Annotated in this window: 13 protein-coding genes; 6 read left to right on the forward strand and 7 right to left on the reverse strand. The window is 70.7% G+C overall.

Features of this window, described 5'->3' with window-relative positions; genetic code table 11:
- Nucleotides 1–929, forward strand: a 929-nt coding sequence (locus tag ACFWX1_RS41060) for a chitinase (protein ID WP_378395296.1), incomplete at its 5' end; no start/stop codon positions are given.
- 71 nt (nt 930–1000) lie between these two features.
- Here ACFWX1_RS41060 and ACFWX1_RS41065 read toward each other — a convergent pair.
- The 4 genes from ACFWX1_RS41065 to ACFWX1_RS41080 form a co-directional block, all read right to left on the reverse strand.
- Nucleotides 1001–1936, reverse strand: a complete 936-nt coding sequence (locus tag ACFWX1_RS41065) for a helix-turn-helix domain-containing protein (protein ID WP_378395297.1) — start codon at nt 1934–1936, stop codon at nt 1001–1003.
- Between the two features lie 118 nt (nt 1937–2054).
- Nucleotides 2055–2915, reverse strand: a complete 861-nt coding sequence (locus tag ACFWX1_RS41070) for a spermidine synthase (RefSeq protein ID WP_378395298.1) — start codon at nt 2913–2915, stop codon at nt 2055–2057.
- 1 nt (nt 2916) lies between these two features.
- Nucleotides 2917–3288, reverse strand: coding sequence for an adenosylmethionine decarboxylase (gene speD, locus ACFWX1_RS41075; RefSeq protein WP_378395299.1), 372 nt, complete (start codon nt 3286–3288; stop codon nt 2917–2919).
- Nucleotides 3278–4432 carry a type III PLP-dependent enzyme gene (locus ACFWX1_RS41080; RefSeq protein ID WP_378395300.1) on the reverse strand — a complete coding sequence of 385 codons (1155 nt, stop codon included), beginning with the start codon at nt 4430–4432 and terminating at the stop codon, nt 3278–3280. The genes speD and ACFWX1_RS41080 overlap by 11 nt, the downstream gene beginning before the upstream one ends.
- 132 nt (nt 4433–4564) lie before the next feature.
- Between ACFWX1_RS41080 and ACFWX1_RS41085 the strand changes: the two genes are divergently transcribed.
- Both ACFWX1_RS41085 and ACFWX1_RS41090 read left to right on the forward strand, forming a co-directional pair.
- Entirely contained in the window at nt 4565–5176 is a 612-nt protein-coding gene (locus ACFWX1_RS41085) for a chemotaxis protein CheB (protein ID WP_378395301.1), read from the forward strand.
- A complete protein-coding gene (locus ACFWX1_RS41090; protein ID WP_378395302.1) occupies nt 5173–7044 on the forward strand; it encodes a CheR family methyltransferase in 1872 nt (623 codons plus the stop codon). The genes ACFWX1_RS41085 and ACFWX1_RS41090 overlap by 4 nt, the downstream gene beginning before the upstream one ends.
- Here the strand turns inward: ACFWX1_RS41090 and ACFWX1_RS41095 are convergent.
- The gene (locus tag ACFWX1_RS41095) at nt 7032–7802 is read right to left on the reverse strand and encodes an ANTAR domain-containing protein (protein ID WP_378395303.1); all 771 of its coding nucleotides are present in this window, start codon (nt 7800–7802) and stop codon (nt 7032–7034) included. The two genes, ACFWX1_RS41090 and ACFWX1_RS41095, sit on opposite strands and share 13 nt — an antisense overlap.
- 237 nt (nt 7803–8039) lie before the next feature.
- Between ACFWX1_RS41095 and ACFWX1_RS41100 the strand changes: the two genes are divergently transcribed.
- The 3 genes from ACFWX1_RS41100 (at nt 8040) to ACFWX1_RS41110 (ending at nt 10553) form a co-directional block, all read left to right on the forward strand.
- On the forward strand, nt 8040–8774 hold the full coding sequence (locus tag ACFWX1_RS41100) for a GAF domain-containing protein (protein WP_378395304.1): 735 nt from the start codon (nt 8040–8042) through the stop codon (nt 8772–8774).
- A 42-nt stretch (nt 8775–8816) separates the two neighbouring features.
- On the forward strand, nt 8817–9401 hold the full coding sequence (locus ACFWX1_RS41105; protein ID WP_378395305.1) for a TetR/AcrR family transcriptional regulator: 585 nt from the start codon (nt 8817–8819) through the stop codon (nt 9399–9401).
- A 159-nt stretch (nt 9402–9560) separates the two neighbouring features.
- A complete protein-coding gene (locus ACFWX1_RS41110; RefSeq protein WP_378395306.1) occupies nt 9561–10553 on the forward strand; it encodes a glycosyltransferase in 993 nt (330 codons plus the stop codon).
- 13 nt (nt 10554–10566) lie between these two features.
- Here ACFWX1_RS41110 and ACFWX1_RS41115 read toward each other — a convergent pair whose 3' ends face one another.
- Together ACFWX1_RS41115 and ACFWX1_RS41120 are read right to left on the reverse strand one after the other, a co-directional pair.
- A complete protein-coding gene (locus tag ACFWX1_RS41115; RefSeq protein WP_378395307.1) occupies nt 10567–10980 on the reverse strand; it encodes an SsgA family sporulation/cell division regulator in 414 nt (137 codons plus the stop codon).
- A 192-nt stretch (nt 10981–11172) separates the two neighbouring features.
- On the reverse strand, nt 11173–14445 hold the full coding sequence (locus ACFWX1_RS41120; RefSeq protein ID WP_378395308.1) for an NACHT domain-containing protein: 3273 nt from the start codon (nt 14443–14445) through the stop codon (nt 11173–11175).
- Nucleotides 14446–14893 lie beyond the last annotated feature (448 nt).

A 14893-nucleotide genomic window follows, 5' to 3' on the forward strand; every position in this document is an offset into this window, starting at 1 on the left:
CGGCGCGCGCGGCCCCCCTGGTCGCGCCACCCGGGGCGGCCCCCCCCCGGGCGCCCCCCGGGAACGGCGCGCCGTACCTCTTCCTCGGCTGGGGCAACCCACCCAGCGCGACGTCGGTGATGAGCGCGACCGGGGTCAAATGGTTCACCATGGCGTTCGTGCTGGCCTCCGGCGGCTGCAACCCCGCGTGGGACGGCAACCGGCCGCTCACCGGCGGTGTGGACGCCAGGACCATCAAGGCCATCCAGGGCGCGGGCGGGCAGGTCGTACCGTCGTTCGGCGGCTGGAGCGGGAACAAGCTCGGGCCGAACTGCCGTGACGCGGCGTCGCTCGCCGGCGCGTACCAGAAGGTGATCAGCGCCTACGGGCTCAAGGCGATCGACATCGACATCGAGAACACCGACGAGTTCGAGAACGCGGCCGTGCAGGACCGTGTCCTCGGCGCGCTGAAGATCGTCAAGGCCGGCAACCCCGGTATCCGGACGATCCTCACCTTCGGCACGACGACCGCGGGCCCGAACTCGTGGGGCAACCGGCTCGTCGAACAGGCCAAGGCGCTCAACGCCGGTGTCGACGTCTTCACCATCATGCCGTTCGACTTCGGTGGTGGCGCGGACATGTACGGCAACACCGTCAAGGCCACGACCGCGCTGAAGGACAAGCTGAAGTCCGTGTTCGGCTGGTCGGACGCGACGGCGTTCGGCCACGTCGGCATCTCGGGCATGAACGGCCTGTCCGATCAGCAGGAGCTGACGAGCGTGGAGACCTGGACCCGGATCACGAACTGGGCCAAATCGAACGGGCTGGCCCGGCTGTCGTTCTGGGCGGTCAACCGCGACCGTCCCTGCCCTGGCGGCGGCGTGCAGTCGACCTGCAGCGGCATCGCCCAGAAGGACTGGGACTTCACCAGGGTGACCGCCGGGTTCTGACCCCCGGCCCACCGGCCGGTCACGGTGCCGGTGCCATCACCCGACGATGGCACCGGCACCTTTTCGTGGTCTCAGGGTTCGAGCAGTCCGCGCCGCGCGGCCTGGAGCCCGGCCTGGAACCGGGTCCGCGCGCCGAGCGCGTCCATCAGCCTGCGGACCCGGCGCTCCACCGTCCGCTGTGCGACGCCGAGTTTGCGCCCGATCGCCTGATCGGTCAGCCCCGCGGCGAGCAGCACGAGCAGCCGCTGGTCCTCCTCGCCCGTCCCGGCGCGGCCGTTCTCCGGCCACAGCGGGCTCGCCCGCTCCCACAGCAGGTCGAACAGCGCCACCAGCCCGCTCACCACGGTCGCCGAGGACACCACTACCGCCTGGTGCCCGCTCGCGGGCTCCGCGAAGACGAGCCCGATCCGGCCGTCCGCGATCACCATCCGGACCGGCGGCGCGGGCAGCATCCGCGCCTGTTCCCCCGCCTCCGGCTCGTGCGGCGCCGACGGCCGGGTGGGTTCGCCCTCCTCGTAGAGCGTCCGGGTCCGCACCCCGCGGGCCCGCGCCTCCCGCTGGAGCTGACGGTGCGTTTCCAGCGGCACGACCGCGTCCGGTGACCGGCGGACGACGAGCAGATCCGTCCTGGCGACCTGGTGCAGCTGCCGGTACCGCTGCGCCGCGGCGCCACGGTCGCGGATCACCTGCCGGACCGGCCCCTGTTCCAGCCGCAGCCGCGCGCCGAAGGACGCGCCGGACAGCCGTGCCTGCTCGATCTCCGCCCGGCGGCGCTGCGCCAGGATCTCCACCGCGATGTCCGGCGGCGAGGCGACGATCAGCGCCGGGCGCCCGGTCGTCCTGGTCAGCATTCCCTTGCCGGCCAGCGAGGCCACCAGCGGCCGCAGCCTGCCCGCCGTCATGCCGGTCAGCTCCGCCAGCCGGGTGAAGGTGACCTCGGGATGCCGCAGGAGGACCTCGTAGACCCGCTGCTCGGCGCCGCTGACGCCGAGACTCTCCAGCGTCATCGCCGTGCCCCTTCCCATGTTCAGCCCGCTGAACAAAGCACGGTCATCGTTGCCCGAAGGTCCAGACCAAAACAACCTTCGTCCGTAGGGGATCGGCCCAGCGGCGGCTCCGGCGCCGCTAGCGGTCGGCGCGGCGCAGCGAATACGGCGGAACGGCGCAACCGCGCAGCACCTCTTCGTCCATTGTGGACGGTGTGAGCCTGCCGGCGCGGAGATTGCCGATCGCACGGCCCACCGGGTCGCCGACCCGGTCGGCGCGGCCGGCGAGGAAAGCCCATTCGTGCTCGGCGGAGCCGTGGTAGAGCACCGAGCCGAACACCTCGTGGAAGCGCCGCCACGAGGCGAGCAGGGTCTCGTTGCGCCACAGCGTCGGGCAGCCGGCCTGGCTGGTCACCACGCCGCCTTCGGCGAGCAGGCCGGCGCAGCGGGTCAGGAAGTCCGTGCCGTACAAGCGGTTGTGCTGGGCGGCGGGGTCGGCGTTCTCGTCCGGCAGGTCGATGACGACGACGTCGTAACGTTCGCCTCGCTCGTGTGCCCCGGCGAGGAACTCCCAGCCGTCGCGGTAGTGCACCCGCACCGGGCCGTCGCCGCGCTCGGCCCGCTCCAGTTCGTCGGGCGTGTAGCCGTAGGGCAGGTGCTCGGCGCAGGCGCGGACGGTCTTGGCGTCGATGTCCACGTGGTCGACCAGCTCCGCGCCCGCGGCCAGCGCGAGCTCGCACACCACACCCTCGCTCGACCCGATGACCAGTACCCGGCGGACCCGCTCGGCGAGCAGCAGCGCGGGCACCATCAGCGCCTCGTGGTAGACGAGCTGGCTCGCCTCGGTGCTCTGCCGTTCGTTGTCGCAGAAGAGCGAGACACCCTGCGCGGTCCGTCCGATCAGGACGTCCTGGAAGTCCGTGCGCCCGGCGAAGAGCACCTCGCCGACCTGCCACACCCTGGTCAGGCCGGCGCCGACCGGTTCGGTGATCTCGGGCATTTCAGTGTTCCCCTCGCAGGACGGTGGACAGGTCGAGCGTCGCGGCGTCGAGCGCCTTGGCGAACAGCCGGACGGCGTGCTCGGGGTCGGCGCGGTCCCCGCAGGTGAACACGTCGACGAACATCGCGCCGATCTCGGGGTAGCTGTGCACCGACGCGTGGGATTCGGCGAGCATCGCGACCACGGTGACCCCCTGCGGCACGAACCGCTGGGCCACCACGTCGCACACCGTGGCGCCCGCCTCGGTCACCGCGGCGACCAGCAGCTCGCGCAGCCGGTCCGGATCGTCGAGCAGCGCCGCGTCGATCCCGCCCAGCTCGGCGAGCACGTGCCTGCCCGCGAAGCGGCCGACCTGCCCCGGCTCAGCGGGCATCCCCGTACCTCCCCACACAGTAGGTCCGCAGTGGCGCGATGCCATTGAACGCGACCGAGGCGTAGCTGGCGGTGTAGGCACCGGCCGCGAGCACGTCGAAGCGGTCACCAGCACGCAGCGTCAGCGGCAGTTCGTACGGGGTGCGCTGGTAGAGGACGTCGTCGCCGTCGCAGGTGGGCCCGGCGAGGATCACCGGCCCCGACGGCCCGCCGTGGTCGTCCAGTGGCTCGAAGCGGTACGCGATCGCCTCGTTCTCCGCCTCGGCAAGCCCGTTGTAGCGGCCGATGTCGAGGTAGACCCACCGCCGCTCGTCGGTCGCGGAACGGCGGGCTACGAGCACGACCTCGGTGCGCAGGACCCCGGCCTCCGCGACCAGTACCCGGCCCGGCTCCATCGTCAGTTCCGGCGCGCCGTCCGGAAAATGCGTACGGAGCGCGTCGCCGAGCTTCGCCGCGTACTCCGCCATGGTGGGCACGTCCGAGCGGTAGGCGACGGCGAACCCGCCCCCGAGGTTCAGGCGATCCATCGCCACGCCCGCCGCCGCGGCCTCCGCGAACACCTTCGCCGCCGTCGCGACGCCGATCTCCCACGCGGCCGGGTCGGGCTGCTGCGAGCCGACGTGGAACGCCAGGCCCGGCCGCAGTCCGAGATCCGCGGCGCGCAGCACGAGGTCGAGCGCGGCCGAAGGTTCGCAGCCGAACTTGCGGCCGAACGGCGTCACCGAGTCCGGCGCGTCGAGCAGGACCCGGACCGACACCGCCGAACCCGGTGCGTGCCGGGCAAGATTTTCGACGTCGCTCTCGGCGTCGGTGGTGAATTCACATACGCCGTGCTCGTACGCGAAGGCGATGTCGGCGGGCTTCTTGATCGTGTTCCCGTAGGCCAGTTTCGCCGGGTCCGCGCCCCTTTCGAGACACAGCGCGATCTCCCCCGGCGAGGCGACGTCGAAACCCGCCCCGGCCGCGACCAGCGTGTCGACCACCGGAGGCGCCGGATTGGCCTTCACCGCGTACCGGATCCGCACGCCGGGAAACGCCGTCGTGAACTCGTCCGCTCGCGCGGCGACCACGTCGGTGTCGACGACGAGGCACGGCGTCGGCGGCTCGCGCTCGTCGAAGAAGCGCCGGATCAGACTGGTGGACACCGCCCCAGCCTCTCAGGTGCGTCGCCCGAACCGGCGACCCCCTCGGCGACACGGGCCAGGACCGGCCCCGGCACACCGCTCCCCTCGCTACGCTGTCGTGGTGCCAGGACAACCCCATACCGCCACCGGGACATGACCGCCGCCGTGTCCGGCTCCGAGGCCGGGCTGCCGCCGTATGCCATCGTGGCCCTGGCGTCCTCGGCCGGCGGAATCACCGCGCTCGGGCGGGTGCTCAGCGGCTTCGCCGACGGCTTCCCGGTGCCGGTGGTGCTCGTCCAGCACCTCGACCGCAGGCACAAGACGATCATCGCGGAGGTCCTCGGCCGCCGGGCGAAGCTCCCGGTGCGGCTGGCGGAGGCCGGTGAGCAGGCGAAGCCGGGGACGGTGTACATCGCTCCCCCGGACAAGCACCTGCTCGTCGAGCCCGGCGGGCGGCTGACCCTGTCCAACAGCGAGCTCGTCCATTTCCTGCGCCCGTCGGCCGATCTGCTCTTCGAATCGGTCGCCGGAACCTACGCGCAACGCGCGATCGCGTGCGTGCTGACCGGGACCGGCGCCGATGGGGCGATGGGTGCGTCGGCGGTCAAATCCCGTGGCGGTACGGTGATCGCCCAAGACCCCGAGACCGCCGAGTTCCGGGGCATGCCGGAGGCCGCCGTCGAGGCGGGCGCGGTCGACTTCGTGCTCCAGCTCGACGAGATCGCCCCCGTGATCCGCGGGCTCGTCGAAGCGAGGATGTCATGACCGAGCCGGACAACACCGTCACCCCGAGCGTCGCCGGTGACGAGCTGGAGGCCCTGCTGGCCTTCATCCGTGACTCGCGCGGCTTCGACTTCACCGGGTACAAGCGCACCAGCCTCACCCGCCGCATCCGGAAGCGGATGACGGAGGTGGGCATCGACAGCTACACCGACTACCGCGACCGGCTGGAGGCCAGCGGCGAGGAGTTCGGCTTCCTGTTCAACACGATCCTGATCAACGTCACCAGCTTCTTCCGGGACACCGAGGCCTGGACGGTCCTCCAGCGCGAGGTGGTCCCCGGCATCCTGGCGAACATCGAGGCCGGCGAAGAGATCCGGGTGTGGAGCGCGGGCTGCGCCAGCGGCGAGGAGGCGTACTCGCTGGCGATCCTGTTCGCCGAGGCGCTGGGCGTCCAGGAATGCGTGAAACGGCTCAAGATCTACGGCACCGACGTCGACGAGGAAGCCCTGCGCGACGCGCGGGCGGGCCTGTACTCGGCCAAGGCGCTGGAGGCGCTGCCGGACGAACTCCGGAACAAGTACTTCGAGCCGAACGGGATGCTGCACGCCTTCCGCCCCGACCTGCGGCGCCGGGTGATCTTCGGGCGCCACGACATCACCCGCGACGCGCCGATCTCCCGGCTGGACCTGCTGGTGTGCCGCAACACCCTGATGTACTTCAACGTCGAGGCACAGACACAGATCATCGACCGGTTCCACTTCGCGTTGCGCGACGGGGCGTTCCTGTTCCTCGGCAAGGCCGAGATGCTGCTGTCGAACGGCGACCGGTTCAAGGTCGTCAACATGCGGCAGCGGATCTTCCAGCGGCGGACCGGGGACGCCGCCGCGATGTACCGCACCACGCCGGTCAAGCTGGAGACCGGAGTCGCGGTCGATCCCGACGACGTCCGCAAGAAGCGGCAGCTGCGGGAGCTGGCGCTGGAGAGCGCGCCGGTCGCGATGCTGGGAGTCGACACCGACGGCACCGTCATCCTGGCGAACAGCCAGATGCGCGCGCAGTTCGGGCTCACCACCCGGGACGTCGGCAGGCCGTTCCGCGATCTCGAGGTGTCCTACCGGCCCATCGAACTGCGCTCCCTGATCGAGCAGGCCTACACCGAACATCGCGTGGTCCGCGTCGACTCCATCGAACGGCGGATCGACACCAACGAGGTGCAGTACCTCGACATCCACATCCAGCCGTTGTGGGGCAGCGACTCGCGGGGTGCCGGGGTCGTGGTCACCTTCCACGACTCCACCGCCGTCACGCAGTTGCAGCGGAACGTCAAGCGGCAGCGGGAAGAACTGGAGACCGCCCGCGAGGAACTCCAGTCCACCAACGAAGAACTCGAAACCACCAACGAAGAACTCCAGTCCAGCATCGAGGAACTGGAGACGACCAACGAAGAACTCCAGTCCACCAACGAAGAACTCGAAACCACCAACGAAGAACTCCAGTCCGGCAACGAGGAACTGGAGACGATGAACGAGGAGATGCGCGCCCGCACCGACGAGCTCGACGAGGCACGCACCTTCCTGGAGGGGGTGCTCTCGAGCGTCGCCGCGGGCGTGGTGGTCATCGACGCGGACCTGTTCGTCCGGAGCTGGAACAGGGGCGCCGAGGAACTCTGGGGCCTGCGCTCGGAAGAGGTGGTCGGCCAGCCGTTCTTCAGCCTCGACTTCGGCCTGCCCACGACGTCGCTCCGGGCGACCACCCAGGAGAGCATGCAGAGCGGGAAACGCACGGCCCCGCAGCAGATCGAGGCGGTCAACCGGATCGGACGGCACATCACCTGCACGGTGACCTGTTCACCGCTGGACTCCGACAACGACGGCGTGGTGCTCCTGATGGAGGACACCTACCGGGGCTGAGCGCCGCGGGAGACCCGTTTCCGGCGCGGTGCGAGATCGGCGATGAGGTCGTAGCCGGACAGTTTCCCGTCGATCGCGGCCTTCGCCACGTCGTTCAGCGGCATGTTGTGCCGCCGCGCGTAGGCACGGAGGATGTCGAACGCCTCGGCCGGTGGCACGCCGAGCCGGACGGCGACCGCGCCCTTCGCCTGTTCGACCAGCACGCGGCTGGTGAGCGCGTACTGGAGCTGGCTCGACGTCCTGGTGCTGTCCCGCAGCATCCGGTTGTGCAGGATGCCGGTGGTCGCGACCGAGACCACGGCGCCCGCGGAGCGGATCTCGGTTCCGGTGACCGTGCTGCCGAGCGGGCTGAGCACGCAGACGCTGCCGACCACGCTTTCCCTGTGCCGCAAGGACATCGTGGAAACCGAGGCGAATCCGCGCTTCCGTGCCGCCGGGGCGTAACGGGGCCACTTCGTGTCGGCGAGGCCGAGCACGTCGTTGACCAGATCCTTCCCGCCGTGCTGGCTGGAGGTGCACGGGCCCTCGGTGAAGTCGGCCTCCAGCGCCAGCAGTTCACCCAGCCGCCCGGTACTCGCCACGGTCGTGCGTACCGTTCCGCCGGCGTCCGCGAGCCGGAGTCCCGGCTCACCCGGATCCAGCAGCTCCGCCAGCCTCGCGGTGACGGTGTGGGCGTACTCGGCCTCGTCGAAATCGGCATCGACGGTGTCCGCCAGGTCCACCAGGGCCTCGGCCAGCCACCTTTCCCGGTCGTTCAACACCAGGCCCTTCAGTCACCGCCATGAAGACGTGTCCGTTCACCGTGCTTACGATCCGCCCCGCAGGGGTACCTTGAACAGGTGCCAGAGCCCGAGGCCACACACGCGGTCATCACCAGGCTATGGCTTGAGGTCGCCCGTGAACAGCAACGAGCCACCAGAGCGGGTGCGCTTGCCGCACATTATGAGAATCTGGCCATTCGGAAACCTGCTTCGTTACGAGACCTCCGCGAACGGATGGCAGCCCTGCACCGCCGGACTGAGCAACGGCACCGGACCTCCGCCGAGATCCTGGCATTCCACGCCGGAAAGCTGCGTTCCTGGCTCGACGCGCCACCACCGGCGGGGTGCAGGCCCGCGTTCACCGCGGCCCTCCGATCGGCCCTCGGCAACGCCGGCATCCTGCTCACCTTGCTCGACGATCAGAACCAGGTCGCGTTGTCGACGGCAGCGGGCCACGACGCCCTGATCGCCCGCGACGCCGAGTTCGTCTCGGGAGAAGGCCCCGCCACCGACGCCGTCGTCAGCGGCGGCACCGTCTTCGCCATCGACGACATGCTGAGCGACCGGTGGCCGCATTACGCGCCCACCGTGCGGCGAGCCGGAGTACGCGCTGTCTTCGCGGTGCCGTTGCAACAGCCCATTTCGTGCGTCGGGGCCTTGTGCGTCCTGGAGCGGAAACCGGTCATCACCGACACGCTCGCCGCGGCCACGGACCGGGTCGCCGACGCGCTCGCGCGGACGGTCCTGCTGCCGTCGCCGCAGACGCCGGAGGTGAGCGACCCGCTCCGGCTGTTCGACGAGACCTCGTACCAGGATGTGGTCCACCAGGCCGCGGGCATGCTGTCGGTACGGCACGCCTGCTCCCCCGACGACGCCGTCGCCCTGCTGCGAGCGCGGGCGTTCGCCGACGGCACGCTCATCGAGGAGCTGGCGCGCCGCGAGGTACAGGACGGCACCGGGCTCGACTGAGGCGCGTTGACCGGGCCCCTATTTGGCGTTAACGTGACTAACATGAAATCGGCGAGGCCCTACACGATGCGGGCCAGGGCGGCGGGCGCCGAACAGACCAGGACACGCGTCCTCGACGCCGCCGCGAAGCTCATGAGCGAACGGCTGCGGTCCGACATCCGGCTCGACGACGTCGCGACGAACGCCGGGGTCACCGTGCAGACGGTGCTCCGTGTCTTCGGCAGCAAGCAGAAACTGTTCGCCGCCGCGCTCGACCACGTGCTCGCGGACATGGCCGCCGAGCTCAGGCAGGCCGAGCCCGGCGACGTCGCGGGCTCGGTGCGGACCTGGTTCGACCACTACGAGAAGTACGGCGACGTCGTGCTCGGCAACCTCGCCGACGAACGGGATCCGGCCGTGGCGCCGATCGTCGGGCTCGGCCGCGAACGGCACCGCGCGCACGTCGAGGCGCAACTGGCTCCGCTGCTGGCCCGGTATCCGGCGGCGGGCCGGCGACGCCTGGTGGACGCACTGGTGTGCGTGTGCGACGTCTACACGTGGAAGCTGCTGCGCCGCGACATGGGCCGGTCCCGCGCCGAGGCCGAAGCCACGATGTCGATGATGATCAACGCTGTACTGGGGGGATGATCGAGATGGCCCGGTTCCTGTTCGTCACCTGGGACGGCGCGGGCAACCAGACACCCGCGCTCGGCCTCGGCGCCACACTCGCCGAGCGAGGGCACACGGTGGTTTTCGCCGGCTACGCGCACCAGCGCCCGCGTTACGAATCGCTCGGCCACGAACCCTGTGCTGCGCGGCGCACAGGGTTCGTGGCCGGAACAGCCGCCGTCCGACTGGATGCCGGTGCTCACCGGCGTGGTCTGGGCGTGCCCGGAGCACCTTGCCGATCTGCCGGAACTCCTTGCCGCGGAACGGTTCGACGGGCTGGTGATCGACTGCCTGATGTTCGGCGCGCTGGCCGCCGCCGAACGGCTCGGCGTCCCGGCCACCGTGCTCGTGCACAGCGCGCCGGGCGCGCTCGTGCCACCCGGCGGCGGTATGGACACCCTCGTGCTCGACGCGGTCAACGACGTCCGCACCCGGGCGGATCTCCCTGCGGTGCAAGCACTTTGGGATACGTGGCAGCCGTTTCGCGCGGTGTGCACGAGCGTGCCCGCACTGGACCCGATCGCGGCGGACGTGCCCGCCCGCTGCGAGTTCACCGGGCCGGTCTTCGCGCCGCACACCCCGCGCGGCCGGGAGCGGCCGTGGTCCGCCGACGACGGCCGTCCGCTGGTGCTGGTGAGTTTCTCGACCGGGCTGGCGTGGGATCAACGCTCCCGCATCGCGCGGACCGTGACCGCGCTGGCCGACGGGGGCCACCGCGTCGTCGTGACCACGGGGATGACCGGAGCGGACGAGCTGCCCACGGACCCCGACGTGCTCTACACCCGGTTCCTCCCCCATGCCGAGATCCTGCCGGACGCCGCGGTGACCGTGACCCACGCCGGGCACGGCACGATCGCCGCCTCGCTCGCCCACGGCGTCCCCGTGGTGTGCCTGCCCAACGCCGCGGCGGACCAGCCCGTGCTGGCCGCGCAGGTCGCCCGGCTCGGGGCCGGGCTCGCGCTGGACGGCGACACCGCCACCCCGGTGGAGATCGCCGAGGCCGTCCGCACCGTGCTCACCGACCCCTCCTACGCCGGGAACGCGGCGCGGCTGGCCAAGATCATCGACGCCTTCCCCGGCGCCGACGGGACCGCCGACCGGCTGGAGTCGCTCGCTTCCCCGGTCCGGTGAGCCAGGCGGTGGTTCAGTCCTGGAGCGCCAGCTTGGCCAGCTCCTCGTCGAAGTCGAACCACCGCGACTCCTGGCCGACCGGCACCTTTTCGTAGGTGCGGTCGAGGAAGGCCGCCAGCGCCTGGGCGGGTGCCTCCAGCACCGCGGCGCCGTCCGGCGAGTTCAGCTCCACGACCGCCAGGGACTTGTCGGCGGCCGGGCTCACCCGGACGTCGCCCTCACCGGCCGGCGCGAGCAGACCATCGGCGAGCAGATCGCGCCCGAAGATCCAGCGGACGACGTTCGTTCCGGCATGGAGAATCGCGACGATCGCGTACGGGTCGTCGGTGTCGTGTTCCAGCTCGACGGGGACCGGTAGTGGGGCGGCCCCGAACGTCCGGAGCCCGAACTCGATCCGCGCCTGGGTGACGCTGTGCTTTTCGGCCATGATGCGGTGCACCCCTCTGTGCCGCGGGAGATGTGTTGATCTTGCTATACACATAACGCACGGTAAGTCACTTGGCGATCCCTCTTGAAAATCTTTCACACGTTAGGGGCAAGGGTCTGCCCTTTCTCCTCACCCACAGGCGACACATTTATGACCGCCGTCACAAATTCGGGTAACTCGGATTGCGTGCCCTCAGGCGGTGGACAGGACGATCGTCTCGGTGGGCACCGACCGGCCGGTGGAGCGGTGCTCCAGCAGCGTGATCCCGGCCGCGATCCGCCGGAACGCGGCGCCGGTGCCGGGCTTTCCCTGGGTGTCGGCCTCGCAGGCGAGACACAGCGCCCCGATCCGGATCGCGGTCGCGGCGGCGGTGGTGAGCGGCTGACGCCGGGCGAAGATCGGCTTGGCGAGCCGCTCCAGCCGGGGCGCCACATCCCTGGCCCAGGCCGAACATCCCTCGCCGACGGTCAGCTCGGCGCATCCCTGCCAGGTCTCGTGCGCCAGTGAATCCGGCGAAACGATCTCCTCGGTGCTCGCCAGGCCGGTCACGGCCGCCAGCGCGCGGTCGAAGTCCGCTTGGAAACGCTGTCCGTCGCCGGTCCGCGAGGCTCTGGAGTCCCGTAGGGCCTGCGATAGCGCGTGCGCGAGCGCCCGCCCGACGATGTCCTCCAGATGCCGGTCGAGCTCGGGTGCCGGCAGCGGGCCGCGGTCGATCCCACGGGCCCGGTCGAGGGCGAGCACCGCGTCGAGGGTGAGTTCGAGGTCCAGCTCCAGTGCGTGGTCGAGATCCAGGTCGACGGTTTCGGCCAGGCTGCGGGCGTATTCGCGATCCCGGTCGAGCGCGCGGTCGAGATCGTGCACCATGGCGCGGTCGCGGTCGTGCACCCGTTCCCGGTCCCACTCCCGGCCACGGGCGGCGTCGAACGCCCTGGCCAGCGCCAGGTCCAGCGCCAGCGCGAGGTCGACGGACCGGATCCGCGCGAGATCGCGGAGCCGGGCCAGGTCGAGCGCCCTGGCGTGGTCGACCTCCAGATCCACCATCCTGGCCAGGTCGAAGGCGTGCGCGAGGGCCGGGTCCAGCGCCTTGGCCAGCCCGGGATCGCGGACCTGGGCGAGCGCGAGATCCGCCGCACGGGCGAGACCGTGGACCAGCTCCCCCGCGAGATTCCGCGCCCTGATGCCCGCCACCGTGCGCTTGAGGTCGAATTCGAGGGCCCGCAGGACGACCAGTGACCGGATCAGCAGCAGCCGGGCCAGGGTCGGCGCCGAATCGGCCCAGTCCTTGCCGACCCGCTCGCCCAGCGTCTCGGTGTCCACTGTGTACGGATGCCTGCCCTGCCCCGGCGTCCACAACCGCGGCCCCGAACCGTTCTGGTCGAACCAGACGCTGAGCGCGGCCGAGCGCTCCGCTTCCGCCGGGTGCAGCGCGCGCTGCACGGCCGGATCGCCGATCTCGGCACTCGTGGGCAGCCGATAGGCCGGTTCGCCGCCGACGACGTCGTTGACCCAGCCGACGAAGGCGAGCGCGTCGGTGCCGCGCACCCCGACCACCGGCGCGTCCGAACCGGGCTGGAACGGCCGCGGATCGTCGGGAAGATCGTGCCCGGTGTCGGACAGGAACAGCCGGTAGATGTCCGAGGTGATCGGCTGCGGGCAGATCCGGGCCGTGCCGGCGGGGATGAGCCGCCGCAGGTGCCGGGTGATCAGGACGTCCGCCATCAGCTTGCGGCGCCGGGGTTCGGTGCCCGCCTCGTAGGCGGAGCGCAGCAGCCGGTCCAGACGGTCCCGCAGTTCCGGGTCGATCTCCCTGGCCTGCTCCGCGCAGTCGAAGGCCAGTGCCAGCGCGTGGACGCTGTCCGAGGCGAGGCAGGCCTGGATGATCGCGTCGGAATCCGACCGGGCGGCGTACAGGAGCGTGCTCTCCCGCCACCAGCCGTCCTCGACGGTGCCGGGCAGCAGCTCGGTCAGTCCCTTGTCGCGGATGTGCGCGGCCGCCAGGTATTCCTGGAAAGTGTGGTGGGCAAAGGAATACAGGCCGTTCTCGCGCTCGACCAGCAGCCCCTCCGAGCCGACGCCGGTGAGGAACTCCGCCGCCGACAGGCCCCTGGCCACCCGGCGCAGCGCGGGTTTGATCGAGGCGACGACCTCCTCCTTCGGGAGGTCCCGCACCCGGCGTTCCATCATGTCGAACGCGAGCCGCCGCAACAGGAACTCGGTCTGGTCCCCGCCCAGTTCGATCGGCAGTTTCTTGGCGCCGCGCCGCCGCCAGAGCATCACCTCGCAGATTTCGCTGTACAGCTCGGCCCGGCTGCCGGGCAGCGCGCCGCGGTAGTGGTGCACGTTGGTGATCATCGTCAGCAGCAGCGGATTGACCGTCAGCTCGTACAGCCAAGGGGAATCGCGCAGCCGGTCGAGCAGATCGTCCGCGGCCGACGCCGCGCGCCGCTCGGCTTCCTGCAGGTCGGAACCCGCGCTGTACCGCTCGACCGAACTGCACCAGGCACGGACGAACCGGGCCACCTGCTCGTCGGTGAAACGGCGCACCTGCAGGACGGTGGCCCCGGCGATCTCGGCCGACTGGTAGCCACGCGGCCGGGAGGTGATCACGAAGTCGTTGCCCGGATACTGCCCGATCAGCCGCTCGACCCAGTCCGCCACCGCGCGGCGGTCCTCGCGGCGCGCCACCTCGTCCAGCCCGTCGAGCAGCACCACGCATTCGCCGTCGCGCAGTTTCTGTTCGAACCAGCCGGCCGGCTCGTCGGCGCGGTACCGGCCGAGCGTACGGCGCGCCAGCTCGGCGAGGGACACGTCCGGGTCGGCGATCATCTCGGCCGCGTGGTCGCGGAGGAACAACAGGATCGGGACCGCGCGCCGCCGCCTGCCACCGGACCGGCAGACCAGCCGCGCCGTGTACCGCAGCAGCGTGGTCTTCCCGCTGCCCGCTGCGCCGACCACCGCCAGGACCCGGGACGCCGGATGGTCCAGGAAGTTCCACAGCTGATACCGCTCGGTCACCCCGGCGGGCACGTCGCCCAGCGGATCGGCCGCGACCTGGTGCGGGCTGCGCGGCGCCAGGCCGACATCGACGAAGACCTCGTCGAGCTGGGGCGTGTAGGGCCCGATGGTCGTCAATCCCTTGAGATCGACGAAGCGCAGGCTGCCCAGTACGAATTCCCGGTAGCGCCGGTCGAAGCGGAACAGGCGGCGCCACAGCGGCTGGTCGAGCCGGGTGACCAGCCGTTCGCGCCAGCGTTTCACCAGATCACCGGTGACCCCGCCGGCGAACGCGATGATCGCCAGCACCCCCTCGTAGCCGACCAGCAGCAGCCCGGCGACCACCGGCCTGCCCGCCGCCCAGCCCGGCCACGCGCCCGCCACGGCGGACGGCGGTCCGATGGTCAGCGCGAGCCAGCCGAGGCGCCCCGCCCACTTGCCCGACTCAGCCAACCGCCACGCCTTCCTCATCCGAAAAGGGGAAGGCCAGGATAACCGGCGCATACGGCGCGGAAGTGCTCGTTTGCGCAATTCACGACCACGCGGGAGGGCGATTACGGCATTCGAGTGAGCCCGCTCGTCCTCTTGTTCCCCGGCAGGGCAAGATCGCTACGGGATCACCCCTCGTGTGGGCGATTTCGCGGCCAGGACGGGGAAAATGGACCAACCCCGGCAATCTCCGGAATATTGCCGACGCGGCAGCACCGGAATGTCGATCACGAGTCTTTCCCGTCCTGAATTCACCGTCGAGATCCGGTCGCCGGTGAACAAAACTCGACGTCAAAATGCCCTGCCAGGGCACGCCCAATGCCGTGAAGGACTCCTTCGCGCCACTCAGCGCCGGTAAGGGGTCCTTCGCGGCGCCCACCGTGGATTCACCGCGGTGCCTTTGTCGCGAACGCTCCGTGGGGGACGCTGA

This window comes from Amycolatopsis sp. NPDC059021, from assembly GCF_042739895.1.
Lineage (GTDB): Bacteria > Actinomycetota > Actinomycetes > Mycobacteriales > Pseudonocardiaceae > Amycolatopsis.

Excerpts from the sequence above, each read along its gene's own strand:
- ACFWX1_RS41065 (WP_378395297.1), bottom strand. The coding sequence starts at position 1,936 with ATGACGCTGGAGAGTCTCGGCGTCAGCGGCGCCGAGCAGCGGGTCTAC.
- ACFWX1_RS41085 (WP_378395301.1), top strand. The coding sequence starts at position 4,565 with ATGACCGCCGCCGTGTCCGGCTCCGAGGCCGGGCTGCCGCCGTATGCC.
- ACFWX1_RS41090 (WP_378395302.1), top strand. The coding sequence starts at position 5,173 with ATGACCGAGCCGGACAACACCGTCACCCCGAGCGTCGCCGGTGACGAG.
- ACFWX1_RS41120 (WP_378395308.1), bottom strand. The coding sequence starts at position 14,445 with ATGAGGAAGGCGTGGCGGTTGGCTGAGTCGGGCAAGTGGGCGGGGCGC.
- ACFWX1_RS41105 (WP_378395305.1), top strand. The coding sequence starts at position 8,817 with ATGAAATCGGCGAGGCCCTACACGATGCGGGCCAGGGCGGCGGGCGCC.
- speD (WP_378395299.1), bottom strand. The coding sequence starts at position 3,288 with ATGCCCGCTGAGCCGGGGCAGGTCGGCCGCTTCGCGGGCAGGCACGTG.
- ACFWX1_RS41115 (WP_378395307.1), bottom strand. The coding sequence starts at position 10,980 with ATGGCCGAAAAGCACAGCGTCACCCAGGCGCGGATCGAGTTCGGGCTC.
- ACFWX1_RS41070 (WP_378395298.1), bottom strand. The coding sequence starts at position 2,915 with ATGCCCGAGATCACCGAACCGGTCGGCGCCGGCCTGACCAGGGTGTGG.
- ACFWX1_RS41100 (WP_378395304.1), top strand. The coding sequence starts at position 8,040 with ATGGCAGCCCTGCACCGCCGGACTGAGCAACGGCACCGGACCTCCGCC.